This window comes from Candidatus Coatesbacteria bacterium, assembly GCA_014728225.1.
Lineage (GTDB): Bacteria > RBG-13-66-14 > RBG-13-66-14 > RBG-13-66-14 > RBG-13-66-14 > WJLX01.
Genome location: WJLX01000116.1, coordinates 16,659 through 43,101, shown reverse-complemented (window position 1 = coordinate 43,101; position 26,443 = coordinate 16,659). Strand labels below are relative to the sequence as shown.

Below are 26,443 nucleotides of genomic sequence, written 5' to 3'. Positions count from 1 at the left end.
GTTTTTGCATCTCGGCGACCGTTGGAGCATTGGCAACGGTCCGCCTCCGCAAAAACCGTGCCGGTTCCGGCGGCGGGTAACGGCCGTTGCGCGGTGTTTCGGGGTCGTTTTTCGCCCGGTGTCGGGGGTTGTGGAAACGGGCGCGGGTTCGAGACCCGCGCCCGCGGTGTTTGCTGCGGGACGACCGGATCGGCGTTCAGTCGCCCAACTGGGAGGTGGAGAAGAGGTCCTCGGACAGGTCGAGGTCGTAGCGCACGTTGACCAGGGTCATCTTGGTCAGCGAATTGTCCTGCAGGCCGCGGACCTCGGTATAGTAGGGGGTGGGGATGCCGGAGACGCTGCGGATGTCGCGCATCAGCATCCGTTTGAGCAGCTCGCCGGTTTCGTCGTAGTAGTCGATGCGCAGGGGCACCCAGGTGCCGGGGTCGACCCAGGCGATGAGTCGGGAATAGGAGCTGTAGGCGTAGCTCGGGGTGAGTTGGAGTTTCTGGCACTCGACGCCGGCGTAATCCTCCCGGCCCAGGGCCTGGGCGTCGTAGTTGTCCTGGTAGTTGCCGGCGATGGCCATGTCCTCGTAGGTCATGTTGGAGCCCATCACCGAGCGATGGCGGGCGTTGGCGGCGATCTGCCGGGTGCGGCCGGTGTCGGGGAAGTAGGTCCAGATGTCGTCGCCGTAGTCCAGCATCAGGAAGGTCGTTCCGGCGACGCTGGCCGGTTTGACGTATTTGGTCAGTTGGAGCCGGGAGCCGTCCTTGGCGTAGCTTTCGATGGTGAAGCTGCGGCTCTCGCCCTCCGGGGTGACGATGGTCTCCTGGGCCACGCTCCACATGCTGTCGGTGGAGAAGGTCTCGTCGATCTTGGCCAGGATTTCGTCGCCGGTCAGGGCGGCGGCTGCCAGCGGCAGCAGTACGCCCAGGGTGACGAGGGCGTTGATTAGACGATTCACTCGTTCCTCCTTCGTCTTGAGGGTTGCTTGATTATAGCAGTCGCCTGGTCGTCTTCCAAGGCTGTGTTAATCTCTGTTACGAAGGGAGGTTCCTCTGGTTTAGATCAACGTTACGCGGCCGGTTACGCGGCCGTATTCTAATTGAAGTGAATGGGGCAGGAGGGAGGAAGCCATGAATGACTTGTTCCTGATGCGCGAAGCCTTATTTAACCGCTGAGGGTGATGTTGTCGCTGCAGGCAAAAACAGTGCTCATGATAACAAGACATGGTTTACCAGGGGTAGTTCCGGGGTGTACTTTTCACGATGCTACTCATAAGGACATAAACATATCGACAAGCGTATTGACACTAAATTTGAGGTTTACTAGACTACTGCAAGGCGTTCAAACTCCGTTATGCTGGCAATCCAAGTCCTGTCAAGCCCCGAAAGGAGAAACGATGCGGAAGTTGATCACCGTCACACTCCTGGTCCTGATCATGACCTTCGCCGCTTTCGCTGAATACGAGGTTTTCTACGTCAACGACAAGGGTCCGTTCTGTGATGTGGGGGTGAACCTCTATAACCAGTTGCCGTCCGTGGGCGCATTAAATGACACGAATTATGACGGTTACCTCTCGAATGCCTTTATCTTCAACCCATCAGGTGCTCCGGTTTTCAGCACTACGGGAGCATATGGTTTTCTCGAGCCGCCTCACTACGAAGGGCAACCAACCCTGAGTCATTTTTCCAGCAACTATTACGACGATACCGTCAACGGGATTTCTTGTAGCTGGCACAATGAGGTCTACGGGCATTACCGCTACTACGACGCCGACACCCAACAGACGACAACGAAGAGTTTTTGCGTAACAGAGCAGCATTACAGCGACCTTATCGAGGAATGGATCACCGATCCGATCCTGACCAGTTGCTGTGAAATCGTCTACGATGATACCCAGGACGCTTATCTGCCTGTCGTTGCCTATATACACGACATGTATATCGGTATGAACGACTATACTTTCATGTTCGGGATGCAGGTCGGAACGAGTCTTGAAAATACTGTAACCTGGTCCAAAAAGGGTTTCGGTGGGATTGATGTCAACCTTGATCCTTACGAGGATATCTCGCTCAACATGGCGATCGGTCCATTTATCCATACGAATTACTGTGTTTGCTGGAGCGGGAGCAACCCCGACAGCACTCACGTTCTCTACTCCAATGACGGTGATTGGAACATCGAAGGCGATGTCGTTCTAAACAACACCGCCGGCGATGTCTGGATTGACACCTACGACGGTCAGCACTACGGCGTTGTCTACTCACGCCCCCTGGGAGGAGCGAACTGGGCGATCTGTTACCGCTACTCGTCCGATGGAGGGGCGAGTTGGTCGGCCGAGGAATGCATTGACAGCATTACCATCAGCTCATCGGCTGCCCCTAACGTTGCAATTCATTACTCCAGCCATGATCAGCCCGTGATCATCTATCCAAGCGGAATCGGTGAAAACTTTTACAACCATCCCGTCATTGCCACTAAGGACGGCGGTAGTTTCAACCACTTCTATCTGAATGATCTAGGTTTCAGTGTCAACTACGATCATTTCGCCGCCTCGCCCGGCAATCAGCCCATGGGGGCATCCTTCTCTGCCGGTACTGACGTTTACTACGTTTATAACACCCCTTCCTTCCCCGGCGGGCTCGTTGCCTCGGGAGATACCGACACCGCCTCAAGCAACGCCCTGCGCTGCAGTGGTCTCTATCCCAATCCCAGTCGGGGGATGCTGACCGTCTGCCTCGACTGTCCCGAGGATACCGAAGTGCGGCCGGTGCTCTACGATCTGGCGGGGCGTCGGGTCAGTGAGTTGCCGACCACTCAGATAAGGGCCGGTGCTAACTCCCTGAGGCTAAACCTCAACGAGCGCTCCAACCTGGAGCCGGGCGTTTACAGCCTGGTCATCGACTCGGGGGATGAGCTAGTCCGTGAACGTGTCGTAATCTCAGACTAAGGCGTCCCTAAACACAAGCGGTGGGAGAGTTGCCCCCACCGCTTGTTTTTACTGGATTGCAGCTATTCGGCGTTCTGCTCGAGGGCGCCCGGCGGCAGGGGCCCGCGGCGGGGCAGACGGTTGCCGGAGAGCTGGGTCAGCGTCACCCCGGTCAGGGCCACCGCGCCGCCGATGATGAACAGGGTGGTGATCTTCTCGCCCAGGATCAGGGCCGCCAGGATGACCGTGGCGATGGGCTGGCCGTTGGCCATCACCGCCACCTGGCTGGCGTCCAGGCGCGAGAGGGCGAAGTTGTAGCAGAAGTAGCCGATCACCACGGTGACCACGCTCAGGTAGCCCAGCCCCAGCCAGCCGTCCCAGGTGACCGCGGAGTAGTCGGCGCTCAGGGCGGCGGTCAGGCCGACGGGGGTGAAGATGACCATCCCGGCGACGACGGAGAGGGTCAGGGCGGCCAGGGTGCCGCGCCGCTCGACGAGGGTCTTGGAGAAGGTGGTGTAGAGGGCCCAACTGAAGACGGCGCCCAGCACCAGCAGGTTGCCGAACAGGTTGTCCAGGGAGTAGGACAGCCCGCTTTCGGTGACGAAGACGGCCACGCCGACGAAGCTGAGGATCACCCCCAGCCAGCGTTTCCAGCCCGGGTACTCGACTTTGCGGGCCCGGGCGATCAGCAGGACGAAGATCGGGCTCATCGGGTAGAGCAGGCTGATCTGGCTGGCGCTGGAAAGGCGCAGACCGTAGAGGAACAGCAGCGGATCGGCCATCACCACCAGCAGGCCCAGGCCGGCCAGCAGGGGCAACTCCTCGCGGCGGACGCGCAGGTCGGCGCCGCTGAGTTTGGCGACGGCGAACAGTAGCAGCCCGGCCGAGCCGAAGCGCAGGTAGCACAGCGCCAGGGGTTCGAGCTGGTCGACGGCCACCTTGCCCAGCAGGTAGGTCCCGGCGGAGATCAGGGTCTGGGCGATGACCCCGGCGTAGGCCAGCGCTTTACCGCGTCCTGCGCTCATCCCTCGACCACCGCCCGCTGCTTGCGCTTGCGTAGATTGACCACGGTGATGCCCGCCAGGACGAAGGTTCCGCCGACGGCGGCCATCCAGGTCAGCGTCTCGTCGAGGAACAGGTAGCCCCACAGATGGGCCAGCACGGGCACCAAAGTCAAAAATGCCGCCACCTGGCTGGGGTGGGCCCGTTTGAGAGACCAGTTCCAGCCCAGGTAGCCGCCCAGGGAGGCCGCCAGACCGAGGTAGCCCGGCAGCAGCACCAGGGTCAGCGGCTGGCTGAAAGCGGCGAAAAAGGTTTCGTCGATCAGGGCGAAGAAGGGCAGCGAGCCGATGAAGAAGGTCGCCGCCGTTAGCAGGTTGACGTCGGCGGTCTCCTCGCGGGCGGTCAGCTTCTTGACCAGGATCGTGTAGCTGGACCAGGAAAGCGGGGCGCCGAAAACCAGCAGGACGAAGCCCAGGTAGCGGGCGTCGAACTCGGCGCCCGAACCGTAGCGCAGCACCAGATACAGCCCGCCCAAGGCCAGGACGATACCGATGAAGCGCCGCAGGACCGGCTTCTCCAGCTTGACCGACACCGAGATGATGTAGGTGAACAGGGCCCCGCAGGAGACGATCAGCGCCGAGGTCGCCGAACTGACCCCCTGCAGGCCGAAGGTCAGGAACATGTGGTAGCCCGCCGTGCCCAACACACAAGCGGCGATGACCGTCAGCGGTCGGGCCTTGACCAGGGCGGCGAAGTCCCGACGGCGCTTGAGCAGGTAGAGCCCGCTGAGCAGCCAGACCGGCAGGAAGCGCAACAGCAGGGCGGCACCGGGGCTCAGCGTTCCCAGACCGAATTTGAGCGCGGCGAAGGCCCCGCTCCAGACCAGGGTCACTCCGGCCATGACCGCCAGGGCCGCCAGACGCGAGGGCTGTTTGTCGCTTTTCGGCATAACGGCGGCGATGCTAGCACATTAGTCCATCCCGGTAAAGCGAGCGTCGGGGTGTTATACTACTCATTCAAGATGGTAATTACTCCATGTCACGGCGGGGCGACCGTTTAAAAACAGTCCCCAAAAAGCGTTCCCGCCCAAGCTCGCGGCGCCGGAACCGGCACGGTTTTTGCATCTCGGCGACCGTTGAGAGCGATGACAACGGTTCGCCTCCGCAAAAACCGTGCCGGTTCCGGCGGCCCGATCTCGTCGCGCGGGTCGCCGTCGCCGGGGGACTGTTTTTCAACGGTCGTGCGCAGCAGGAGGCAGTCTTGATGGAGAGGACGGAGCTAGCGGTAAGGGTGCGTCGCCTGGCGGGTCTGGCTGATGACGCGCCCGTCGAGGTCGTGGAAAACGAGGAGGGCATCGGCGTTGTCTGGAGCTGTGAATCCGGTCACCGTCACGAGCACCGTTTCAGTGGTCCGCTGGAGTCGCTGAGCGAGGAGGATCTGCGTCGGGCCGGCATCGGCCGTCGGCGCCGAAGCAACGGTTGGTGGGCGCGGTTGCTGCGCTTTCTGGGTTTCTGGTTGGGCCTGAGCGGTCTCTATGCCGCCTTCAGTGTTTGTCCGATCTGCGGCCAACCGGGTTGTCCGGTGGGTGCCGCCGGCGCCGGACTGCTCGGCGGAGTCGGGGCCTTCCTGTTGACCTACGCCCGCACGCTTTGGAGGTTGTTGAGGAATAGGCTAAGGAATGATCACCGAATCATGAACAAGCGCAAAGACTGCTCCTGAGGTAGTTTAGCGCGTTTTCGTCGTCGCCGTTTTCGTCGTCGGGTTGGTTAAATCCGAACGATCTTTCATGGATGATAATGAGTCTAAGGTTGCGTTTGACGCCGCCGCGGTAGGCCTTTAGACGGAGTTTGGCCTAGCCCCGCAAGTTCTCGAGGCCGTTGATAGGCAGCTTGCCGTCAACCAGTGTCTTGTCGTGGTTGATGCGACTGTGGTGGAAACCGTTGAGCGACAGCTTGTTATAGGCCTCCCAGCCGTCGGCGCCCCGTCCGCGCTTGCCGTTGTGGTGGCCGCCGAAGCAGGACTCGTCGACCTCGAGGGGCCCGTCGAGCTTCTCCAGCTCGTCTTCACGGTCGGCGGCTATACGCTCACGAATGGTACGAAAAAAACTTGGCCGCTCGGGCCGCGGTTACCTCAAACCAAACCAGCTCGGCTGTCAACTCGCCGATTTACGCCGACAGCCCCCGGCGAGCGGGTTTGCAGGTAAAGCGCTTGCGACTGCATATGCACATTCGCCGCCCGTCGGCGCATCGGTAGTGACAGCGGTGGTTACACCTTGGTCACTTGACGTGCCGATCCCTCGTCCCGCCCTTCCCCGCCCCATTGCCTCCTTGGTTGGTGGCTGGAGAAGATACTTGTTCATGCTAAGAAAAGTACCCAACTGCAACACCGATGCTCATCTGCGGTGATGATCCCTAAGCCAAAACCCCGTCGGCGAGTCGAGGTTGAATGAACCCGCAGTTCGACAGTCCGCCCCGTTTTCCCGCTGATTTTCCGCCGTCGGCGCGCAGCCTGCGGCGGGATTACGGCGGCGAGGTCAACCTGGACACCGCGGAGCCCGACGCTGTTTTGGCCGGCGAGGAGCTGCACCTTTTCGGCCTGGAGACGGGATGGCGGGTGCTGTTGCTGTCCCAGGTGCGCAGCGTGCGGATGCGCTCGCGGCTGGTCTTCGGTCCCTGGCGCCTGGTGGCGGCGATGCTGGTGCTGATCGGCCTGCTGGCCTTCAGTTGGCTGGTGGAGCTGCCGGGTCGCTGGGGTTTCGTGCTCGGCGTGGTGACGGTGGTGGTCTCGCTGTTGGTGCTCTATCTGCGCAAGGACACGGACCGCGTCGCCTACCGTCTGGAGGTGCTGCTCGAACTGGGTGGCAAGCTGGATCTGAGGTTTCCGGAGCAGGTTTCGGGGACGGCGGTGCTGCGCTTCGTGTTGGAGACGCGCCGGCGGCTGCGCGGTGAGGGGGGCGACTTCGAGGAGGGTGCTCAGGAGGGGGAGGAGCCGTCGGCGGAGCCGCCCTCGCGCCGCCGCCACCGCAGGTAACGCAGCAGGCGGACGACGATGAAGGCGACGACGACGCCCAGGGCCAGCCAGCCCACCAGGGGCCGAACGGCGAAAACCACGGTCAGGGCTCCGGCGATCACCAGCAACAGCAACAGGCCCATCAACGGTTGGGCGGCGAAGGCCGCCAGTCCGCTGCGGCGGGCTTTTGCTTTATCGTCTTTTTCGTGTCGCTGTCGCATCGGTCGATTGTTTCCGGTGACGCCGCCGCGCCGTCGCCGCTCAGCGGACTTGTGGTTTATCAGCAAAATTGTGCTGGACAGCATACCAGGCTTTTAGTATACTTCCTCATACTTCAGCTTTTATTAATCCTTCACACTTCCATCACACAGCTCTATCGTCAGGCGCATCCCGATCGTAAAGCTTATTCGAAGATGTATCATCAACGCATCAGGCTCTCGCATCGACTGCATCTTTGCTAGTGAACCAAAATTCTGAATAGCACGCGAAAGGTACTATAACGAAGAGCTTATTATATATTGCTTATATTGATGTCGGCAGCGATACCCTATGTTTAGTGAACAACCGCTCGCCGGCTCCGAGATCGATCACTGGATGAACCCTTAACCCGAGGCGGCTGGCAGCATGCTTGAAGACACCGATCAACGCATCTTCTTCGACAACATCGCCGAGGAGTGGGATCGGATCGTCAGCCATCGGCCGGACAAGCTGGGCTTCATCGCCGGGATGATGGAGCTGGCCCCGGGCCAGCGGGTTCTCGACGTCGGTTGCGGCACCGGGGTGATGCTGCCCTACCTGTTGCGGGACCTGCGCCCCGGCGGCGTCATCCACGCCCTGGATTTCTCGGCGCGGATGATCGAGGTGGCCCGGCGCAAATACCCCGTCGATCAGCATCCCGAGCTGCGCTACTACAATGACGACATCAGCCGTTTCACCTTCGACGGCCAGTACGACGCCATCCTGTGCTATTCGTCCTTTCCCCATTTCGCCCACCACGGGCGGATTATGCATAAACTGGCGGCCGGGCTCAAGGAGGGCGGGCGCCTGATCGTGGCCCATGCCGATTCCCGCGAGACCATCAACCAGCTCCACGGTGAAGAAGAGGGCTACCTGCCCGAGATGGACGAGATCGCCCGCTCGATGGAGCAGGCCGGCCTCCACGTCAGCGTGCGTATCGACTCCGACGAGATGTTCCTGATCATGGGCGACAAGTATTGAGCCTGGCCATCCCCGCGAGCTGATACTACAATCGAGGGGTCACCGCGACCCCTCTAATATATGCTCGACCTGGTTCTGATCGGCGCCTCCCTGGCCGCCAACGGCCTGCTGTGGTTCCTGATCGGCCGCTGCAACCTCAAGCGCGGCCGGGCCAAGACCATCGGCCCCCCCGGCTCGAACTTCGAGCGCATCGTTGTCGAGGGCGGGCGGGCCCTGTCGCTGGGGCGCAAACGCCGCGGCTGGGGTCTGACCGGGATGATCGTCGGCGGCCTCGTCGCCCTGGCCGGACTGATCTTCGGCCCCGTCTCCCTGGAGCTGGGCTTCGCCCCGCCGCGCAAGAAGGAGCAGTGCCTGATCCAGCCGCCGGCGCCGCCCCTCTACCAGTGCGAGACCCCGGGGGAGTAGGCCCCCAGGCAAGCCGCTCGTCGAGAAAACGCCCCGTCGGGGGCGTTTTTATAGCTGGTCGGGTCAGGTTGGACTCAGGCAATCTCGGCGTGGTACTCGCCGTCGCGCTCCTCGACGATGAACTTGGCGCAGGTGTGATCATCGGGGTGCTCAATGTGGATCAATCGCTTGAGCTCATTTAGCGGCTGTTGTTTCATCAAGCTGTATACAATCAACCGGATCAGGCGATCGTTGGTCGGACTAATCCGCTGTCGGTCGTGTTCCCAGCGGGAGAGGGTTGATTTATCCACCCCCACCAGGTCGGCGAACTCCTTGGCATTCATCCCCAAATGCAATCTGAGAAAATGTATCTCCTCGCCACAGAGTATGCTCTCTTTCTTCAACAATATTCGGGCCAGGAAATAGAACAGATGTTTAAACCTTGGGATGATGGGATCGATGGCTCCGCACTTTGGACACTTGAGTAACTGAATGTCTCTCAGCACCACCCCTGATAACCCGCTCTCGGGAAAGGGGTAATCGCCCCGGGCACGTTCCATCGGTGTTTCGCAGATGCTGCACAGATGTCTCATGGCCTCTTTCGTTTTCGTGTGACCTGTTTGTTCGGATTCTTCTCGGAGTAAACGGTTATCAGGATCACCTCGTTCTCTTCAGAAAAACAGAAGATGATAACCAGCCATTTTCCATCAGGTTCAAGGCCTTCAATCCGGTATTTCCAGTTTTCACGTTTGGTATCCCAGACAGCTTTCTTGGTTATTGAACCATTAATTAGTACGTATCTGATAGAACCCATTGTTCGTTGTTCTTTTTTAAGTTCCTTCCGGAAATGCGATGTTGGTATCAATCCGTTATCGAGACATAGTTGTAATTCGGTTTCCGCTTCCGCGGGGGAAAGCTCTTCTTGCATATGACTCCTCATTATAAATCAGTAGTTTAGTCATTAAACGTACAGTCAATATAGCATGAGATTGACGGGGCGTCAACCATATTACTTGAAATCAAAATTGGCAATACCCTCGAAGGGGGTCTTTATTACCCTACTCCGGCGCGCCCTGCGGCAGGATCGTGTAGTACCAGGTGTTTTCGACAAGCCGCCAGGGGCGCAGCCGGGTTTCGTTTAGCAGTTCCCGGGCTTCCGCCGCCGAAAAGGCGATCTTGAGGATCGGCACCAGCGCCGCCAGCCAGGAACGCTTGATCGCCCGGATGTAGAAGAAACCCTCCGACCGGCTGACCCGCGCCAGCTCGTCGACCAGGGCCGCGGCGTCCAGCACCACCTGGAGCATGTCCTGGCTGAGGACGAACTCGAACTGGTCGTCGGGGAAGGGCAGCGCGGTGACGTCGGCCCGGCGGAAGTCGATCCGCTGCGCCAACCCCTCCTCCTCCGCCCGACTCCGGGCCAGCTCCAGCAGCTCTTCGGAAAGGTCCACCCCCGCCAGCTTGCTCCGTGGGAAGGCCTTAACCAGCTCGATCAGGGTCTCGCCGCCGCAGCAGCCGGCGTCCAGAATGGGCCCGCCCCGGTAGTCCACCCTCGTTTTCAGGTACTCGGCGTAGTAGCGCCCCAGGCGGGCGTTGCGCCTGGCCGGGCGCCGGCCGTAGGCCCGGGCGCGCTTCGGATCCTAAAAGAGGTTCCGCAGATGGCTGGTGTCGCGCTTGGTCATAGTTACAAAAACCCCCGCGGTGGTGTCTCGCGGGGGATTACGGCAGGCAGGTGAGTAGGAAGCAAGACAGCTACTGCCTCAAATGATCACGATTGCCGGAACTGGATCCCCCAGCCTTTGAAAAACAGCCCCCCCACCCCCCGAGCTCCACCGGGGAGTCATAGTTAACGGACGCCGGAACTGGCACGGTTTTTGCATCTCGGCGACCGTTAGAACTAAGATAACGGTCCGCCTCCGCAAAAACCGTGCCAGTTCCGGCGCTGTTGCAGGCTGCATTGTAGCGGGAATGCCGGGGGCTGTTTTTCAGGGGCTACAATGGGACGATGTTATTCATATGATGAAGACAATAGTCTGTTGACTAATCTAACAAGTAGAAGTGACAATCTATTTTTTTGTAAAAGGAGGTGAATATGAGTTACAAACCTGGACAAAAGTGCCCAATCTCGGGTCTTTATAGCTGCAGTTGTTGTGGAGAGAGGATAGCCCTTTCGAAGGGAGAGACCTTTCCTCCATGCAGACGCAGCGAGATGAGACAAACCAACTGGATCCTTGTACAGTCGACATAGTTGTACAGTATCAAACTGAGTAGAAGCAGGGAGATTAAGGTCTCCCCGCTTCGATATTGCATAGAGATATATACAGGAGTATTAGATGAGTGTTACCTCTCCCTCGCGAAGTGCGGTTCGTACTTCTCGAACAAATGACCCCAGGGGGACTCGTCGAGCCAGTTGCGATACACCTTGGCGCCCTTGAGGTTCCACCAGAAGGTGTCGTGGTAGAAATCGCTGGCGGCGACGAAGACCGACACCAGGGGTGTGTGGAAGAACAGCTTCTGGATCGGGCGCAGCGGTCCGAACCAGATGAAGTCCCCGGCGGTCGAGGCCAGGTTGTCGCCGACCTGGAAGCCCCAGCTTTCCTGTTCGACGTCGACGTCGCCGACGATGTTCATCTCGTCGAGGCGGCCGGTGCCCAGGCCGCGCTCGTGGGCCAGGCGGATGTACTCGAGCTCGAGGGGCTCGAAGCCCATCATCTTGGCGGCCACGGCGTCGATGGCGGTCTGGTCGGCCGAGGCCAGCATCAGGTCCTTGCGCACGGGGATCAGGGTCCGCGGCCCGGGACCGTTACCGACGGTGGTGCCGTCCATCACGCAGAACAGGCCGGGGTGGATTTCCCGCTGAATGGCCAGGAGATCGACGAGGGTCTTGTGGATCCAGGAGTGAGTGTAGTGGCGCCGGGTGGCCAACAGGCCGCCGAAGGCGTTCTTCATCGCCCCGGTGGTGGTGGTGTAGATGTGGCACTTGACCGTGGGCAGGTGGATGATGTTCTTGCCGTGGAAGTAATCGGGGATACGGATGCCCTCGGGGAAGATGCGGTCGAGGACCAGCATCTCGGCCTTGGGCTCGTAGATCTTCCAGGTCATGTGGTCGCTGCGGAAGTTGAACAGCAGGGGGATATCGTACTTCTCGTACAGCGGGCGGTACTTGTTGTAGACGTCGCCCTTCTCGGCGACGGTGACCACGGTCTTGTTCTCGACGGCCACCAGGTCGCCGCGGCCCTCGCTGGACCGCATGGCCTTGACGACGCCCTCGAGCTGCCAGGGGGTGGTGTTGGCCGAGGGCATCGGCAGGTGCCAGGAGATGTTGTCTTTGAGGATGGTCGTCTTACCCGGCGGCAGGGCCTGTTCGTACTCGGCGAGGCGCATCGCCCGGGCGGTGTCCTCGATGACGGTTTCGGGCTTGGTCTTGACGACGGCGACGGTGGCGCGGGCCATAGCGCCCTCCTTACCAGTAAGCGGGGTGGTTGGCCTTGGACGGCAAGTAGGCTAGCACATAAAAGTTCACCTGCCAAGTCCGGATTTGTTACATTATTCCCCGTATGCTGCGTGTCGAGACTCCTTACCTCGGAACGCCTTGTTCCCTATCTTGCTGATATGACGGGTCTTACGATTATTTGTTGGTGTTTGGCACACTTTTTGCTACTATTAGCTGTGAACACGCGACAACAAAGGCTTCGCGGTGAAACCCAAGTCCGTCATCATCGTTTTCTCATTGACCGCCCTGGTGCTGGCCGCCAGTTGGCTCAACTTCGGCGATTCCCAGGCCCAGGCCCGGGACACCTTCGAGGTGGAGATCGTCGGCATCGAAGAGCTGACCGAAGAGCTGGAAAACGACGGCCGGCCCCTATGGATCATCGAGGGTTCGACGGCGGCCGACGGCTACCTGAGCTGCCTGCTGGTCGACGGCGACCACAGTGTCACCATCCCGATCGACGATTATTACGAACTGGACGGTCGCTATCACTTCCGTCTGATCATCTTCCCCACCGCCAAGGACTGGGGGGCTGAGATCGCACTACAGCAAAACCAGCCCGTCGGTTCCCTGGATGAGCTCGAGCTGGAGATCGAACGCCAGGTTATCAGCAAAACGGTCGCCCCTCAACACCCGGCTGATCGATCTTCCACGGGCTTCATCTGGCGGGGGGAAGAAATCGCCGGCTACAACGTCTGGCGCTGGGAACCCGGAACATAAGGACGACTGGACGCCGGCGAAACGAAAACGGCCCCTCGGGGCCGTTTTTCGCTCGGCGACGTTGACGATAACGTCGCCCGCCGGAACGGAGCAACGCGCTGCGCAAAACAGCCACCTGAGGATAGGCGATAGTCGCACCCAGGCGCCGCCGGAACCGGCACGGTTTTTGCGGAGGCGGACCGTTGCCAACGTTCCAACGGTCGCCGAGATGCAAAAACCGTGCCGGTTCCGGCGGCGGGGTTGGCGTGAGTGGCACCCGTCATCGGCGGCTGTTTTGCGCAGCAGGGAGTTGAGGCCCGGGAACGGACTGGGCGGTGGGTGCGTTAACTAGGTGAACGTCGACGGCGTGGTCTCGACGGAAAACCCCGGGTCGCGCAAACCCCGGCGGTATGCCGGGGTCAGACGGGCTCGAGGTTCAGGCGGGCTCAGGAGGCTCGCCGTCCGGCTTCAGGCGCCCTGACGGACCTTGAGGTCGTCGAGGAATTTCCAGACCATCTCGCCCAGGCGGGTCAGGGAGTAGCCTTCGGGGGTGCTGGTGACCAGGCCCTGCTTACGCAGTACGCCCATGCGTTTCTTGATCCGATCCGGGGTGTGTTCGAGACAGTCCGCCAGTTCGGAGGAGAACAGCTCGCCGTAGAGGCCGAGGGTTTCGAGGTAGCGTTGGGTCCAGGGTCCGGTTCGGGCCCGGCGGTCCGTTTCTTCCATCAGTTTGGCTCGGGCCAACACCAGGGCCGGATGGGGCGGCTTTTCCTCTTCCTTGTCGCTCTTACCCAGGTAGCGGAAGCGGATGCGGACGACCTGGGTGGTGTCGAGGTCGCAGTCGGGGAAGCGGCTGCGGAACTTTTCGAAGAAGTCGAACAGGGAGGCGGCGCCGGCGGCGCGGGCATCGGCGGCGGTGACTTCGCCCAGGGGGATGACCGAGACGCTGCGGATCTTGATCCGCCCGAGGTAGGGCGCATCGTAGACCTTGCCGGCGGTTACCTTGGGCTTGCTCCATTGTCGGAAGACCACGGTAATCCTGCCGGCGCGGATGCCCGCTCTATCCTCGGCGGGGAAAAGCATCTCGAGCCCCCCTTGGAAAATACAGAATATTAAGACCGTTGATAGGGAGCAGCGTTGGCTCCCGGCCCGATTTGACCATAAGGCCCAACCGGACAAGTATATCTTACGCCAACGGGCCGGCCGAGTCAACCGCAGACCCGGTTGCCCTGGACCGCGGCGGGGGTTATAATGCTTGATGAGTGGATTGGCGGGTGGGACGACGACTCGCCGGGCCGGGGGCCAGCTTTCCAGCAGCCCCGAAAACCGACGAAGAACCGGAGCCGGAGAGATGCCATGCCCCGTTTAGTTTTGACCGCAGCGATACTGATCGCAATCGCCTGCGGCTGCACCATCGTCGAACTCGGACGTCCCGCCGATCTCGAGGTGATCGATATCGGCGCCGTCGAGGACCTGCGCGGCATCGACCTCGTCGAGAGCGCGGGCTGGCTCTGCGGACCCTCGCCCTATCAGGACGCCGAGGCCGTCGTTTACTATCAGACCAACGATCAATGGGACGGCATCGTCGGGCCCACCGGTGATCTGGCCGATATCCAGGGCGACGGCGCCGGCGGCTGTACCGCCGTGGGCGCCGCCGGACTGGTGACCGTTTACGACGGGACCGATTGGAAGCGCCTGCCCAACCTGACCAGCGCCGACCTGAGCGACGTCTGCGTCGAGGGCGACGACCTGTGGGTCGTCGGTCGCGACGGCGCCGTATTGCGGCGTACGGCGGGCGCCTGGAGCCTGCTCGATCCCGGGGTCGACGACCATCTGAGCGGCGTCGCTCCCGCGGTCGACGGCTGTCTCGTCGTGGGTGACGACGGGCTGGCCCTCAGCTTCGACGGTTCTGACTGGACCAGCGAGGATACCGGCACCGACGCCGACCTCGAGGCCGTCGTCCAGTTGGACGAGGTCAACCACGTGGCCGTCGGCGCCGATGGCGTCGTGTTGCGGCGATCCGCCTCCGGCTGGCGAATGCTGGGCAGCCCGACGACCAACCGCCTCTACGACGTCGACGGCCTGGCCGGCTACTTCATCGCCGTCGGTCGCCACGGAACCGTGGTTATCGGCGAGGGCGACGCCCTCTGGTCCGCCGAGAGTCCGACGACGGGCCACCTGCGCGCCGTCGAGGTTCTGGGCTTCAACGACGCCTGGCTGGCCGGCGACGACGGCTTGGTGCTGCGCTATCGATGAGGCGCCGTTGGCGGCCGGCGAGGTGTCGGCCTTGGAATACGAAACAACCGGGGGAGGACAGTGTTGCGCGACGAGAAAACCAAGGTGTTGATCATGGCCGGCGGCATGGGCGAGGGTCTGACCGTGCTGACGACGCATCGCGCCATCGCCGCGGTGCCCTTCGCCGCCCGTTACCGGTTGATCGACTTCCCGCTCTCCAACTGCGTCAACTCCGGTCTCTTCGATATCGGCATCCTGGCCCAGTACCACCCGATCAGCCTGATGGACCATCTGGGTTCGGGGCGGGCCTGGGACCTGGACCGTAAGTACACGGGGCTGCGCCTGCTGCAACCGGTGCAGACCGACGCCGACAATACCTGGTACCGGGGCACGGCCAACGCCCTCAAGCAGAATATCGCGGTCTTTCGCGACCACGACTACGTTCTGGTACTGCCGGGAGATATCGTCTACAAGATGGACTACCGGGGCCTGATTCGTCAGCACCGCCGCCGCCGCGCCGCGCTGACCATCGCCACGGCGATCATCGACTTTCGCGACGCCGAGCGCTACGGCATCGTCGAGGTGGCCGAGGACGACCGCATCGTCAGCTTCAAGGAGAAACCCACGGCTTCCGAGGGCACCGTGGCCAGTATGGCCGTCTACCTGTTCGACGCCAACTACCTGCGCCATCATCTCGAGGAGCTGGGCCCGGAGCAGAATGATCTGGTGCGCGACATAATCATCCCCGCCGTTCGGGAGGGTGTGGTCCACCAATATCCCTTCAATGGTTACTGGAGCGACGTCGGTGAGTTGTACAACTACTACAAGGCCAACATGGAGCTGCTGTCGGCCCGGCCGCGGCTGGATATCGAGGACGCGCGCTTTCCGGTGATGACGCCGACGGACGAGATGCCGCCGGCCAAGTTCGGTCCCGACAGCCACGTCGTGCGCAGCCTGGTGGCCAACGGCTCGATCGTCAACGGCAAGGTCATCAATTCGATCATCAGCCGCGGGGTTTACGTCGAAGAAGGTGCCCTGGTGCGCGACTCGATCCTGCTGGGGGACATCAAGGTCCGGGGCGGCGCCGCCGTCGACCGCTCGATCGTCGACAAGCACTGCGTTCTCGGCGCCGGGGTCCGCCTGGGTCACGGTGAGATCGGCGGTCCCAACGAGAGCCATCCGGACTGGGTCACCGGCGGCATTACCGTGGTGGGCAAGAACGTCGAGCTGCCCGACGGCGTCACCGTGGGCCGCCACGTCTGCATCTCCCCGGACACCGCGGCGGAGTCGCTGGTCGAAGGTGTGGAGAGCGGCCGGACCGTCGGCGAGGTCAAACACCGTTGAAACCCCTCGTTGTCAGCCTGCTATTACTAACCGGAATCACCGCTGCCGTCGGTGCGCCCCTGCTGGTTACCGGCGCCGACGACGAACTCCTCGCCGCCCTGGCCGAGGACTGGGAGAGAGTCAGCGTCCTGCCCACCGGTTACCGCCCGACGGATCCCTATCCCCGGTTACGCGAGCTGCTGGGCGACGAGTCCGCCGTCTACCTGCTCGAGGTCGGTCCCGCCCCGACCGGAGCGGCGGTCAGCGGCCGGGTGATCGGATCCGGCGGTTACGACCGCGACCTGGGGACGATCTACACCACCTCGGACACCGCCAGCCTGCGTCAGGCCGTATTGTCGCTCTGGGAGAAGGTCGAGGCTCCACCCACGGAAAACGGTTCCCTCGGTGAGGAAAAATTCCGGCCCTCCGTGGAGCGGATCAGCCGGGAGCTGGGCGAGGCGCGGGGTTACGGCACGGCCCGCCCCCGGGGCGAACTGGCCCCGGAACCCGGGCGGATCCGCGCCGCCCAGGACGCCTACCACGGCGCCGTCGAGGACTTTCTCGCCGAGCTCGAGGCCCGGCTGTACTTGAGCGAACTGCTGCCCGAGCGGACGGCCCTGGCCGTCGAGGCCCTGGTGCGGAGCGGACTCTACGTCGTCCGTTCCGAGCACCGCAGCGGCGACGACAGCTACAGTGTCGAGGTGCGGCTCAAGCCCCTGGTCATCCGCACCCTGACCCGGATCCTCTACCGGGAGCTGGGCGCCGGTGCCGGCGAAACGCAGGCGGCAGCCGCGGGCGACACTCCGGAATCCTGAGCCGCGGCGCCGTCACGCCGCTTGCAAGCCGCGGTCCGCCGGGCCGGCGGACCGCGGGCAAGCGTCCCGCCGGCGCCTTTAACGAACCCGCTCCAACCGAGGTACTCTTGGACGAGATCTTCGACCAGTTGCCACCCGGCGGTGAGCCGTTGCCCTATCGGATGCGTCCGCGGAGCCTGGGCGAGGTCGTCGGCCAGGAGGCCGTCGTCGGTCCGGGGACGCCGTTGCGGGCCTCCGTCGAGAACGGCCGGCTGCCCAGCGTGATCCTTTGGGGACCGCCGGGTTGCGGCAAGACGACGATCGCCCTGGCGGCGGCGGCGCAGGTCGGCGGGCGGGTTCACCGGCTCAACGCGGTGACGGCCTCGGTCAAGGACGTGCGGCGGGTGGTGGGCGAGGCCAAGCAGGCGCGCAGGGCGCGGCTGGCCCGGCCGGTGGTGCTGTTCATCGACGAGATCCATCGCTTCAACCGCGCCCAGCAGGACGCCCTGTTGCCGGCGGTCGAGTCGGGGGTGGTGCGCTTCATCGGCGCCACGGTGCACAACCCCTATAGCGGGGTGATCAAAGCCCTGCTGTCGCGTTCGCTGGTGTTGGAGCTGCAACCGCTGGAGCCGGCGGACATCGGCGAGCTGCTGGAGCGGGCGCTGGCTGATGGGGAGCGTGGCCTGGGCGGGCGGAAGCTGGCGGTGGCGGAGGGCTTCCTCGATCATCTGGCGGCCTTCAGCGGCGGCGACGCCCGGCGGGCGTTGCAGGCCCTGGAGCTGGCGGCGGATTCCACCCCGGCGGCCGAAGACGGCGTCGTTCGACTGGACGAGGCGGCGGCCCGGCGGGTTCTCGACGAGCAGCAGCCGCTGCACGACCGGGCCGGGGATTACCACTACGATCGGGCCTCGGCCTTCATCAAGAGCATGCGTGGCGGGGATCCCGACGCCGCGGTCTACTGGATGCTGTTGATGCTGGAGGGCGGTGAGGACCCGCGCTTCATCGCCCGGCGGATCGTCATCTGCGCCTCCGAGGACGTCGGCAACGCCGACCCGCGGGCGCTGGGCGTGGCCGTCGCCGCGGCCCAGGCCCTCGAGTTGGTGGGCTACCCCGAGGCGAGCTACAATCTGGTGCAGGCTGCGGTCTACGTGGCCTGCGCACCGAAGAGCAACGCCCTCGGTTCGGCGATGACGGCGGCGCGGGAGTTGATCGCCGAGGAGCCCCCGCGCCCCGTGCCGCCGCATCTGCGCGGGACGACGAAGTGGACGGGGGACGCCGAGGCCCCGAGCGAGCACTACCGGTATCCCCACGCCTTCCCCGGGGCCTTCGTGCCCCAGGACTACCTGGGCGGGGAGCATCCGCCGCTCTACCGGCCCAGCGATCGGGGCTGCGAGGCCGAGCTGGCGGCGCGTTTGGCCCGTTGGTGGCCGGAGCGTTGGGGCGTGGCCGACGGCGAGCGCGGTTGATCCAATCCTGCCGCCGGGCCCGTCACGGTTCTTGCTCACCGCCGACCTCCCGGTCGGGAGTTCGGCGGGCAACAACCGCGCCGGGCCCGGCGGTTGTTATCTTTATCACGTGACGACGGCCGTCTGCGGCGGCAGGTCGGTAAGGTGCGAGCTATTCGGGTATTATGCCTTCGCGCCGGGGGGGTTGGAATTATCTGGCGCTGATTGAGACGTCGTCGGGGTGGCGGGGTCGGCGACCCGGCCGTCTTCAGGATGATTAAACGGGCGACTGGGTACAGTCGCTTAACGATGATTGCTTGAATGCAAAAACGGCGGGCCGCGGCCCGCCGTTGGTTCAGTCGGGTTAGTTCAGCCGCGGTGGGGACAGTCGTGGCAGTCCTCGGGGGGGCAGTCGTCGGCGTCGGCGTTTTCTTTGGCCGCGTCGTCGCAGTTACCGGTGCAATCTTCGCAATCCCCGGTGCAGTCTGCGCAGTTGCCGGTGCAGTCTGCGCAGTCGCCGGTGCAGTCTGCGCAATCGCCGGTGCAGTCGCCGGTGGCGTCGGCCAGGATGGGAACCGCCAGCAGCAGGGTCAGCAGCAGGACGGCCAGGATGGTCGGCTTGTTCATCGTCGCTCCCGGTTGGGGTTCATGCGTGGTTGATGATGGAGTGCAGGTTACCAGCCGCCGACGGATGTGTCAATAGTTCTGTCTTGTTGAGACGCCGACTGAAAACCGGGATCCGCCGCGGCGGTTCCCGGTGGGGGCATATTGCCCCGGGTTCAGGGCATTTCGCTGCCACAGTGCCCGGCGGGGCAGGTGCAGCTTTCCAGGGTGTGGCCGCGGCCGCAGGGACAGGGATCGTCGAGATCGTAGTCGGCGGCGTTCTTCCCGCCGTTTTCTTCAGAGTGGGAGCACTCGCCGGTTTCGACATCGCAGACGCAGTCCTCGTCGCCAGACAAAGGGGCCAATTGAGAACGGGTTTGCCCCGGCGTAATCCATCGGTTATCATCGAAAGCTATCATCGAGGTGGATGAAAAGAAACTGATTTCTTAGTAACAAATCCAGTACCATGAGGGTCAAAGAGGGCCGGCCTGTGGAAACGCCTCCGCAAAAAGCCCAAACGGGAAGTCCACGCCGACAGCCTGCAGCATCTGCCGGAGAAGCGCTGCGGTTACGAATTGCAGCCGAAGGGCGGTAGTCACCACGGGTTCGAGCATCCGCACCATGATGTACCAATGATCCACTAGCCGGTGAAGGGGCGGAAGGTAAAAGAAATAGGCATCATGTAACCTGATCGGACCAATTGAGCAATGTATCCTGCAGGTAGTCGAGAGTGCTTTCGTCGTTTCTGTGATTGAAGCGGAATTCCATTTCTCTGATAAAGCGCCTGAAGTTGCGTTTGAAGCCGCCGTGATCGGCTTTTTGGCGGCGCTCGGCGTAGCCCCGGAACTGCTAGCTGCCGTTTATGTTTATCCCGCCGTTGGCGAAATCCTGTTGGAGGTCGATGCGCCTGTGGTGGAAGCCGTTGAGCGACAGTTGCTTATAGGCCCGCCGGCCGTCGGTGTAGACGATCGAATCCAGCGCCGCCTGGCGAGCGACGGCGCGGCGCCGGCGGATTGGCTTGCAGTAGCGATATGCCGTATTGCGCCGGCTGCCCAAATCCCCGGCGGCTCGGACGGTCGGAACACCGAGCCGGAACAGACGCGCTGTCTCGCCGCGTTTTTCCGGCGGCGGTGCGTTGCGGCGCCCCGGGGACGACGCTTGAACGGCTTGCCGCGACGCTTGCTTTTTTTTAACGTCCCTCGGCGTAGCGGTAGTGGTAGCGGTAGTTGCAGGTGGGACAGTTGACGTGCCGCTCCCTCGTCCCGCTCTTCCCCGTCACATTGCCCCCTTCGTCGGTGGCGGGATGACAGACCCGTCCACGCCGCGGGAAGAACCCCACTGCAATAGCTGCTGTTCATCTTCTGTGATGATCCCAAAGAAATATACGTCGAGTGAGTGGTTGGAATTTTGCTCCAAGTAAATGAGATCATCAGCGACTGGCTCGCAGAAAGTGACATCCAGGAGTGTGAAGACAGTGAGTGAGAAGACCAACAGCCTCGACTACCACCTGAGCCTGGACTATCCGCTCCGTCTCTACGGTTCCGCCGATGAGGGTTACATCGCCGGCATCGACGAGTTGCTCGGTTGCGACGGCTACGGCGATACTCCCGCCGCGGCCCTGGCCGACCTCGACGGCTTTAACCGGGCCTGGTTCGAGGACGCCCTGAAAAAGGGGCGCCGGATCCCCCGGCCGACTAAACGCGCCGCAAACCCGCCCAGCGGGAGATTCAACCCGCGCCTGCCGCGCAGCCTCCACCGCGCCCCGATCGACGGGCCGGCACCAAGGGTGTCAGCCTGAACACCCCGTCATCTCCCTGCTCGCCTGAGCCGTCAGCGCCCCGGCGCCCCTTGCCGTTGCTGAGCCGACATCCGCACAGCAGTTGAAGCGGCGGGTGGACTGAGCGGTGCTGCAAACCTCCAATCCCACGAGGTCGTTATGAACCGATCCTCCATTCGCCGGCTGCTACTCCTCTGCCCGGTCGTTCTGCTGCTGACGGCCTGTGGCGCCGACCACTATTACCTGGACGACTTCGCCGACGACCTCGTCGCCGTTCTCGAGGCCGGGGACAATGACGCCCTGCGTGGCTTCTTCAAGTACGAGCAGGACTACGAGGCCTTCGACGCCCATCTGGCCGAGCTGCGCGCCGCGGGTTTCACCGTCGACGGCTACTGCGAGATCGACTCCGTCGCCGAGACCCTGGCCGTGCACTTCGTCGAGACGGGCGACCCCGACGATCGCGCCCGCCTCGAGCTGCGGCTGTTCTTTGGCGTCCGGGGCTACTACGTCCAGGACAGCGCCGTCGATTGGTGAGCAGAGCCGGGTCGTGGCAGCGGCGTCGGGGGGTTGCCCTCAGTCGCCCCTTTCGCAAGCGCCCGGCGGGATACGAAGCCCCGCCCGACGGCTATGGCGTCGTCTCCCGCAGGGGAGACTGTCCGCGGTCGCCCGATCAACGAGCCGGACGACCACGGAAGGCGGGAACCGTGACGGGCCGGACGAGCGGTGCGGGGCGCTAAGACGAAGCGACCGGCCCCGGGGCCGGTCGCCCGCCACACGACCTGACAACGCTAGAAAGGCCACTTGACATACCAGCCGTCGGCGTCCTGGTAAACCAGAATCTGCTTGTCCGCCTCGGTAAGCTCCATGCCGTTGAGTTCGTAATCCACGTCGGTGGAGAAAACGTAGACGGTGATCGAGGGATGGCCGGGGTACTCGAGGGTCTGGATCAGCTCGGGATCACTCCAACCGTTGATGACGTAGGCTTCGGACTCGATCATATCGGTCCAGAAACTCTCGTAAGAGGCCCGCAGCTCCTCGCGCAGAGCGCGTGACTCCTCAGCCTCCTCGCCGGCGAAGTCGTTGGCTGCGAGGAAGGGTTCCAGCTCGAAGAAACACAGGCGCTGGATCGGTTCCTCGTTGCCCTCCTCAACGGCGGCGAGCAGGATATCGACCTTCTCGGCGGCGACGACCTCCGGGGTTTTCTCGACCACGGGTGCGTTCCGGGCCGCCGCCTGGGCCCAAACCGTACCAGCCAGCAGCAGGATGATGACGAGTGGCTTGACCGGGTGCATCGTTGTCCTCCTTTCAGGGATCAGGTCAGCGTTTAATCAAGTAAGGGATCAACACAGAAGATGAACATCAGGTATTACAGTTGAGTACTTATCTCGGCGTGAACAAGTCTGTTATCCTGCCACCAACAAAGGGGGCAATGTGGCAGGGAAGAGCAGGACTAGAGACCGGCACATCAAGTGTCCAAGGTGCAACTAGCGCTATCACTACCGCTGGGCCGACGAGCGTCATAAGTGCAAGCGCTGCGGTAAGCTGTTCAACCATCGTCCCCACCAGAGGGTCGCCGCAACGAGCCGCCGCCGGAAAACGCAATGAGATAGCGCAGCGCCGCCGCTCGCGCGGCCGAGCTGGAAAAGCTCGAAGGGCACATTCGACAAGCACATAGAAGTCGATGAGTCCTACTTCGGCGGCCATCACAAGGGCAAGCGGGGTCGGGGGAGGGGCGGCGGCAAGATCCCCGTCTTCGGGCTGCTCGAGCGGGGTGGCGAGGTCCGCGTCAGCCTACCGTCCAACTGCAGCGAGAAGCACCTGCTGGGCGCGCGCCTGGAGAACGTCGAGCTGGACTCGAGCGTCTACTCCGACGGCCGGAAGGCCTATAACAAGCTCTCACTCAACGGCTTCCACCACAAGAGGGTCAAGCACCAGGATGAGTTCGCCAACGGCAAGGTGCATATCAACGGCCTCGAGAACTTCCGGGGCTAGGCCAAGCGCCGGCTAAAAGCCTACCACGGCGGCTTCAAACGCAACTTCAGGCTGTTTATCAGGGAGATGGGGTTCAGATTCAAGCATCGCGACGACGAAAACGCGCTAAACTACCTCAGGAGAATACTTCACGCTTGTTCATAATTAGGTGATAATCCCTTAAGTATAGTAATTGTCCGGACGGGAGCCAAATCCCGGAGTTCCCTTCCCCAAGCAGTGAAATGGGAGCCGGCTCGAAGGCCGGCTCCCTGGTTGATAGCGGAAGCGGATGGTCAGGCCCCGCCCAGCAGCTCCAGACATACCGCGGCCCCGCGGCGGCCCGAGTGCAGCATGGCGCCGAAGGTCGGCCCCATCCGGGTCAGACCGTGGAAGCTGGCCACGCTCATCCCGATGGCCACCAGACCGGGGTAGACCTCGCCGGTGTGCTCGACGATCTCGTCCTCGGAGCGCTCGATCCACATCGGCTGCTCCTTTTTGAGGGTCAGCAGGTCGCGCCGGGCCAGCATGTGCATCACCCCGGCCTCGTGACCGGTGTCGTCGACGATCACCTTGGCCTCCAGGCAGACCGGGTCCAGGGTGTTGAGCCCCCGGGGCAGGTGCTCGAGGGCCGTCCAGTTGATGACCACGCCGCCCATGCGGGCGTCGGACAGGTCGCCGTCGGTGCCCGGCTTGCGCCCGCGCAGGACGATGTCGAAGACGCTGGTGCAGTTGAGGAAGCGGGCCCCGGCGTCGTAGGCCGCGCCGATGAAGCGGGCCACGTTGAGCGGCGCCGGCGAGACGTGGAGACCGGGCTCGACCTCGCTGTGGCGGATGCCGAACTCGTCGAGGATCTTCTCGGCCGGTGAGCGGTAGGTCAGCGGGGTCATGAAGTATCCGCCGGTCCAGAAGCCGCCGCCCAGGTGGGGGTTGCGTTCGATGACCAGCACCTTGACCCCGGCCTGGGCCAGGTCGTGGGCGCAGATCAGCCCCGCCGGACCGCTGCCGACGATGATGACCTCGCTGTCGGCGTACTCCTGAACGAACCGGGCCCATTCATCGACGATGGCCCGGGTGATCTGCTTCTCGCCCAGCGGTGCGAAGATGCCCATAGCTGCCTCCGGCGGTTGCGCTGTCTACGGTTTCATCAACGGCGAAGATGATAACCCCGCCTCCCGGCGGGGTCAAGTCTCAATCATCTTTCTCAACGCCGCTTGCGACGCAGCCGCTTGTCCGGTGTCTTCGCCGCCGCCGGCGGTAGTTTGGCCACCAGGCGGCGGAAGGCGTCGCCGCGCTCGGCGAAGTTGCGAAACTGATCGTAACTGGCGCAGGCCGGGGAGAGTACGACGATCTCGCCGGTGACGGCCCGGGCGTGGGCGAATTCGACGGCCGCCTCCAGCTCGCCGAGCTCCTCGATCGTCTCCAGGCGCGGCGTGTAACCGTCGGCGACGAGGCGTTCCCGGCCCGCTTCGACATCGTGACGGATCGAGGACGCCGTGGCGCCGATCAACAGGCAGCCCCTGGCGCGTAAGGCGATCTCCCGGCCCAGCTCGCGGAAGCTGGTGCCCTTGTCGTAGCCCCCGGCGATCAGCCAGAGCGGCTCCGCGAAGCTGCGCAGGGCGGCGATGGTCGATTCCGGCGTGGTGGCGATCGAATCGTTGTAGTACTCGACGCCGCCGACCTCGCCCAGCAGCTCCAGCCGGTGGGGCAGGGCCCGGAAACGGGCCAGCTCCCGGGCGATTATCTCCGTCGGGATGCCGAAGGCGTAGGCGGCCCCCGCCGCCGCCAGGGCGTTGGCCACGTTGTGCTCGCCGCGCAGGCCGAATTCCGCCAGGGAGAAGAAGTCTTCCGCCGCCGGGCCGAAGCGCAGCGCCAGGCGGTCGGGGTTGCGGCGCAGGAAGAAGTTGCAGTCCGGCGTGTCCTCCAGGCCGAAGCGCAGTACCGTTCCCGCCGTCAACTCGGCCAGTTTCTCCACCTGGGGGTCCCCGCAATTGAGCACGGTGACGTCCCGCGGCGTTTGGTGACGCAGGATCTGACTCTTGGCCTCGATGTAGGCGGCGAAGGTGCCGTGGCGGTCCAGATGGTTGGGCGTCAGGTTGGTCACCACGGCGATGTGCGGCGACCAGCCGACGAGGCCCAGATCCTCGAGCTGGAAGCTCGACAGCTCGAGTACCGCCGGGTGCTCGGGGCGAGAGTCGTCCACCCGGTCCAGCAGGCTGACGCCCATGTTGCCGCCGACCAGGGCCCGCATGTCGTAGGCCCGCACCACGGCGCCCAGCATCTCCGTCGTCGTTGTCTTGCCGTTGGAGCCCGTCACCCCGAGGACCGGTCCGCGGAAACGCTCCAGAAACAGGTTGATCTCCGAGGAAAGCTCGACACCGGCTTCACGGGCGAACTCCAGATACGGCGAGCTCTTCGGCACGGCGGGGTTGACGTAGACGACGTCGGCGGAGCGGAAATCCTCCTCCAGGTGGCCGCCCAGGTGCAGCTCGACGTCCAGGTCGGCGATCAGCTCCAGCGAGGGCTTGAGCTCCGCGGCCGGCCGGAGATCGGTCACCGTCACCCGGGCGCCGTGGGCCGCCAGGTAGCGGGTCAGGCCGACGCCGCCGCCGAATAATCCGAGGCCCATCACCAAGGCGCGCCGGCCGACGAGTTCCCTCACTCTACCTCCGCCAGGGGGCTGGGCGCCGCGATCTGCCGCCCGCGAACCTCCGGGGCCTGCTCCAGCTCGCCGTGGTCGCTGGGCGCGTTGGTCACCTCGTCCCGGCGCCGGGGAACCCGGGGCGGCTCCAGGGCGTTGAAGGGGGGGACGCCCGCGACGTCCACCGCCTTCAGTGCTTCGACGTACTCCAGGATATCGGTCAACTGCTCGCCGAAGCGCTCCAGCTCCTCGGCGCTCAGGCCGAGACGCGCCAGGCGGGCGATGTGCCTGGTGGTGCGTTGATCCATGCCTCTCCTTGCTGCTCCAAAACGGGATGATAATTGTACCACAGCGCCCCGCCGCCTTGACAGTCGCCGACCCCCGGCGTATCATTCCCACCCTGGAAGCGATCCACGACGCCAAGGACTACCGGAACCGCCATGAAACTGCTCGGTGTGGTTACCTATTACGATGCGAACAAGGGCTACGCCTTCGTCCGGCCCCTGATGGAGGCCGCCGGCGAGGAGCCCGTGGTCACCGAGTGCGACGGCGGGGAAGCCCGGCGTATCACTCGGCCCTTGGGTGAGTTCTTCTTTCACCGCTCCCAGCTGGCCGGACCCCACTACAGGGGCGTCTTCATCGGCGCCAAGGTCGAGTTCGAGCCCGGGGAGCGCGGTCTGGCCAACTGGGTCAGCCTCTGCGAGTAGCCACGGGGCGTGGCGCAGCTTGGTAGCGCGCCTGCTTTGGGAGCAGGAAGCCGGAGGTTCAAATCCTCTCGCCCCGACCAGTTCCGCTGTTCACAAAACCGGCGCCGCGGCGCCGGTTTTGTTCGTTCGCGTAGTTCTCGGGTCAACGGTGTTGGATGAGTGGGGGCTGCGGTTGAGCGCCATGAGTGCATCGAAGCCAATGGCGATACGCCTTTTGAACGACATCGATAAGCGGCC

General features: G+C 63.2%; 30 protein-coding genes and 1 tRNA gene. 15 read left to right on the top strand and 16 right to left on the bottom strand.

The features are described from left to right. Nucleotides 1–196: 196 nt before the first annotated feature. Entirely contained in the window at nt 197–946 is a 750-nt protein-coding gene (locus GF399_08420; protein MBD3400342.1) for an outer membrane lipoprotein-sorting protein, read from the bottom strand. A 222-nt stretch (nt 947–1,168) separates the two neighbouring features. Between GF399_08420 and GF399_08415 the strand changes: the two genes are divergently transcribed. Then, nucleotides 1,169–2,935 carry a T9SS type A sorting domain-containing protein gene (locus tag GF399_08415; GenBank protein MBD3400341.1) on the top strand — a complete coding sequence of 589 codons (1,767 nt, stop codon included), beginning with the start codon at nt 1,169–1,171 and terminating at the stop codon, nt 2,933–2,935. Nucleotides 2,936–2,997: 62 nt separating this feature from the next. Here the strand turns inward: GF399_08415 and GF399_08410 are convergent, their stop codons facing one another. Both GF399_08410 and GF399_08405 read right to left on the bottom strand, forming a co-directional pair. Beyond that, a complete protein-coding gene (locus GF399_08410; GenBank protein ID MBD3400340.1) occupies nt 2,998–3,939 on the bottom strand; it encodes an EamA family transporter in 942 nt (313 codons plus the stop codon). Then, nucleotides 3,936–4,865, bottom strand: a complete 930-nt coding sequence (locus GF399_08405) for an EamA family transporter (protein ID MBD3400339.1) — start codon at nt 4,863–4,865, stop codon at nt 3,936–3,938. Before GF399_08405 ends, GF399_08410 begins: the two co-directional genes overlap by 4 nt. 314 nt (nt 4,866–5,179) lie before the next feature. On the opposite strand from GF399_08405, the gene GF399_08400 reads away from it, so the two are divergent. Further along, nucleotides 5,180–5,635, top strand: coding sequence for a hypothetical protein (locus GF399_08400; protein ID MBD3400338.1), 456 nt, complete (start codon nt 5,180–5,182; stop codon nt 5,633–5,635). 726 nt (nt 5,636–6,361) lie between these two features. Beyond that, entirely contained in the window at nt 6,362–6,946 is a 585-nt protein-coding gene (locus tag GF399_08395; GenBank protein ID MBD3400337.1) for a hypothetical protein, read from the top strand. On the opposite strand, the gene GF399_08390 is transcribed toward GF399_08395, so the two are convergent. Beyond that, complete coding sequence (locus tag GF399_08390) at nt 6,889–7,146, bottom strand: hypothetical protein (protein ID MBD3400336.1); 258 nt, start codon at nt 7,144–7,146, stop codon at nt 6,889–6,891. The genes GF399_08395 and GF399_08390 overlap by 58 nt on opposite strands. 403 nt (nt 7,147–7,549) lie before the next feature. Here GF399_08390 and GF399_08385 point away from each other — a divergent pair, with 403 nt between their 5' ends. Together GF399_08385 and GF399_08380 are read left to right on the top strand one after the other, a co-directional pair. Beyond that, the gene (locus GF399_08385) at nt 7,550–8,143 is read left to right on the top strand and encodes a methyltransferase domain-containing protein (protein ID MBD3400335.1); all 594 of its coding nucleotides are present in this window, start codon (nt 7,550–7,552) and stop codon (nt 8,141–8,143) included. A gap of 60 nt (nt 8,144–8,203) precedes the next feature. Then, entirely contained in the window at nt 8,204–8,548 is a 345-nt protein-coding gene (locus GF399_08380; protein ID MBD3400334.1) for a hypothetical protein, read from the top strand. A gap of 74 nt (nt 8,549–8,622) precedes the next feature. Here the strand turns inward: GF399_08380 and GF399_08375 are convergent, their stop codons facing one another. From GF399_08375 to GF399_08360, 4 genes are all read right to left on the bottom strand, one after another. Continuing rightward, complete coding sequence (locus GF399_08375) at nt 8,623–9,120, bottom strand: helix-turn-helix domain-containing protein (GenBank protein ID MBD3400333.1); 498 nt, start codon at nt 9,118–9,120, stop codon at nt 8,623–8,625. Beyond that, nucleotides 9,117–9,455 carry a hypothetical protein gene (locus GF399_08370; protein MBD3400332.1) on the bottom strand — a complete coding sequence of 113 codons (339 nt, stop codon included), beginning with the start codon at nt 9,453–9,455 and terminating at the stop codon, nt 9,117–9,119. Before GF399_08370 ends, GF399_08375 begins: the two co-directional genes overlap by 4 nt. A 130-nt stretch (nt 9,456–9,585) precedes the next feature. Next, nucleotides 9,586–10,110, bottom strand: coding sequence for a methyltransferase domain-containing protein (locus GF399_08365; GenBank protein ID MBD3400331.1), 525 nt, complete (start codon nt 10,108–10,110; stop codon nt 9,586–9,588). A 754-nt stretch (nt 10,111–10,864) separates the two neighbouring features. Then, on the bottom strand, nt 10,865–11,977 hold the full coding sequence (locus GF399_08360) for a DUF362 domain-containing protein (protein MBD3400330.1): 1,113 nt from the start codon (nt 11,975–11,977) through the stop codon (nt 10,865–10,867). Nucleotides 11,978–12,221: 244 nt separating this feature from the next. On the opposite strand from GF399_08360, the gene GF399_08355 reads away from it, so the two are divergent. Further along, on the top strand, nt 12,222–12,734 hold the full coding sequence (locus GF399_08355; GenBank protein ID MBD3400329.1) for a hypothetical protein: 513 nt from the start codon (nt 12,222–12,224) through the stop codon (nt 12,732–12,734). Nucleotides 12,735–13,181: 447 nt separating this feature from the next. Here GF399_08355 and GF399_08350 read toward each other — a convergent pair whose 3' ends face one another. After that, nucleotides 13,182–13,796, bottom strand: a complete 615-nt coding sequence (locus GF399_08350) for a hypothetical protein (GenBank protein MBD3400328.1) — start codon at nt 13,794–13,796, stop codon at nt 13,182–13,184. A gap of 273 nt (nt 13,797–14,069) precedes the next feature. Here GF399_08350 and GF399_08345 point away from each other — a divergent pair, with 273 nt between their 5' ends. The 4 genes from GF399_08345 (at nt 14,070) to GF399_08330 (ending at nt 18,531) form a co-directional block, all read left to right on the top strand. Then, complete coding sequence (locus GF399_08345; protein ID MBD3400327.1) at nt 14,070–14,969, top strand: hypothetical protein; 900 nt, start codon at nt 14,070–14,072, stop codon at nt 14,967–14,969. A 63-nt stretch (nt 14,970–15,032) separates the two neighbouring features. Then, entirely contained in the window at nt 15,033–16,292 is a 1,260-nt protein-coding gene (gene glgD, locus GF399_08340) for a glucose-1-phosphate adenylyltransferase subunit GlgD (protein MBD3400326.1), read from the top strand. After that, complete coding sequence (locus GF399_08335) at nt 16,289–17,086, top strand: hypothetical protein (GenBank protein ID MBD3400325.1); 798 nt, start codon at nt 16,289–16,291, stop codon at nt 17,084–17,086. The genes glgD and GF399_08335 overlap by 4 nt, the downstream gene beginning before the upstream one ends. 161 nt (nt 17,087–17,247) lie before the next feature. Then, nucleotides 17,248–18,531, top strand: a complete 1,284-nt coding sequence (locus tag GF399_08330) for an AAA family ATPase (GenBank protein ID MBD3400324.1) — start codon at nt 17,248–17,250, stop codon at nt 18,529–18,531. Between the two features lie 348 nt (nt 18,532–18,879). Here the strand turns inward: GF399_08330 and GF399_08325 are convergent, their stop codons facing one another. The 3 genes from GF399_08325 to GF399_08315 all read right to left on the bottom strand — a co-directional run bounded on the left by GF399_08325 (nt 18,880) and on the right by GF399_08315 (nt 20,169). After that, nucleotides 18,880–19,137 carry a hypothetical protein gene (locus GF399_08325; GenBank protein ID MBD3400323.1) on the bottom strand — a complete coding sequence of 86 codons (258 nt, stop codon included), beginning with the start codon at nt 19,135–19,137 and terminating at the stop codon, nt 18,880–18,882. A 152-nt stretch (nt 19,138–19,289) separates the two neighbouring features. Continuing rightward, nucleotides 19,290–19,478 carry a hypothetical protein gene (locus GF399_08320; GenBank protein ID MBD3400322.1) on the bottom strand — a complete coding sequence of 63 codons (189 nt, stop codon included), beginning with the start codon at nt 19,476–19,478 and terminating at the stop codon, nt 19,290–19,292. Nucleotides 19,479–19,962: 484 nt separating this feature from the next. Beyond that, nucleotides 19,963–20,169: a hypothetical protein gene (locus GF399_08315; protein ID MBD3400321.1), complete on the bottom strand. Its 207-nt coding sequence runs from the start codon at nt 20,167–20,169 to the stop codon at nt 19,963–19,965. 418 nt (nt 20,170–20,587) lie between these two features. On the opposite strand from GF399_08315, the gene GF399_08310 reads away from it, so the two are divergent. Together GF399_08310 and GF399_08305 are read left to right on the top strand one after the other, a co-directional pair. Further along, nucleotides 20,588–20,911: a toxin-antitoxin system HicB family antitoxin gene (locus GF399_08310; GenBank protein ID MBD3400320.1), complete on the top strand. Its 324-nt coding sequence runs from the start codon at nt 20,588–20,590 to the stop codon at nt 20,909–20,911. Nucleotides 20,912–21,049: 138 nt separating this feature from the next. Further along, nucleotides 21,050–21,424: a hypothetical protein gene (locus GF399_08305; protein ID MBD3400319.1), complete on the top strand. Its 375-nt coding sequence runs from the start codon at nt 21,050–21,052 to the stop codon at nt 21,422–21,424. A gap of 254 nt (nt 21,425–21,678) precedes the next feature. Here GF399_08305 and GF399_08300 read toward each other — a convergent pair whose 3' ends face one another. Continuing rightward, nucleotides 21,679–22,182 (bottom strand): hypothetical protein, encoded by a 504-nt coding sequence (locus tag GF399_08300; protein MBD3400318.1) that lies wholly within the window; start codon nt 22,180–22,182, stop codon nt 21,679–21,681. Nucleotides 22,183–22,561: 379 nt separating this feature from the next. Here GF399_08300 and GF399_08295 point away from each other — a divergent pair, with 379 nt between their 5' ends. Further along, on the top strand, nt 22,562–22,882 hold the full coding sequence (locus GF399_08295) for an IS1595 family transposase (protein ID MBD3400317.1): 321 nt from the start codon (nt 22,562–22,564) through the stop codon (nt 22,880–22,882). A 272-nt stretch (nt 22,883–23,154) separates the two neighbouring features. Here the strand turns inward: GF399_08295 and GF399_08290 are convergent, their stop codons facing one another. From GF399_08290 to gatC, 3 genes are all read right to left on the bottom strand, one after another. After that, entirely contained in the window at nt 23,155–23,970 is an 816-nt protein-coding gene (locus GF399_08290; protein ID MBD3400316.1) for a thiazole biosynthesis protein, read from the bottom strand. A 92-nt stretch (nt 23,971–24,062) separates the two neighbouring features. Beyond that, a complete protein-coding gene (gene murD, locus GF399_08285) occupies nt 24,063–25,520 on the bottom strand; it encodes a UDP-N-acetylmuramoyl-L-alanine--D-glutamate ligase (protein MBD3400315.1) in 1,458 nt (485 codons plus the stop codon). Beyond that, nucleotides 25,517–25,807 carry an Asp-tRNA(Asn)/Glu-tRNA(Gln) amidotransferase subunit GatC gene (gene gatC / locus GF399_08280; GenBank protein ID MBD3400314.1) on the bottom strand — a complete coding sequence of 97 codons (291 nt, stop codon included), beginning with the start codon at nt 25,805–25,807 and terminating at the stop codon, nt 25,517–25,519. Before gatC ends, murD begins: the two co-directional genes overlap by 4 nt. A gap of 132 nt (nt 25,808–25,939) precedes the next feature. Here gatC and GF399_08275 point away from each other — a divergent pair, with 132 nt between their 5' ends. Together GF399_08275 and GF399_08270 are read left to right on the top strand one after the other, a co-directional pair. Then, nucleotides 25,940–26,206, top strand: a complete 267-nt coding sequence (locus GF399_08275; GenBank protein MBD3400313.1) for a hypothetical protein — start codon at nt 25,940–25,942, stop codon at nt 26,204–26,206. A 3-nt stretch (nt 26,207–26,209) separates the two neighbouring features. Continuing rightward, nucleotides 26,210–26,286: transfer RNA gene (locus tag GF399_08270), tRNA-Pro, on the top strand. Nucleotides 26,287–26,443 lie beyond the last annotated feature (157 nt).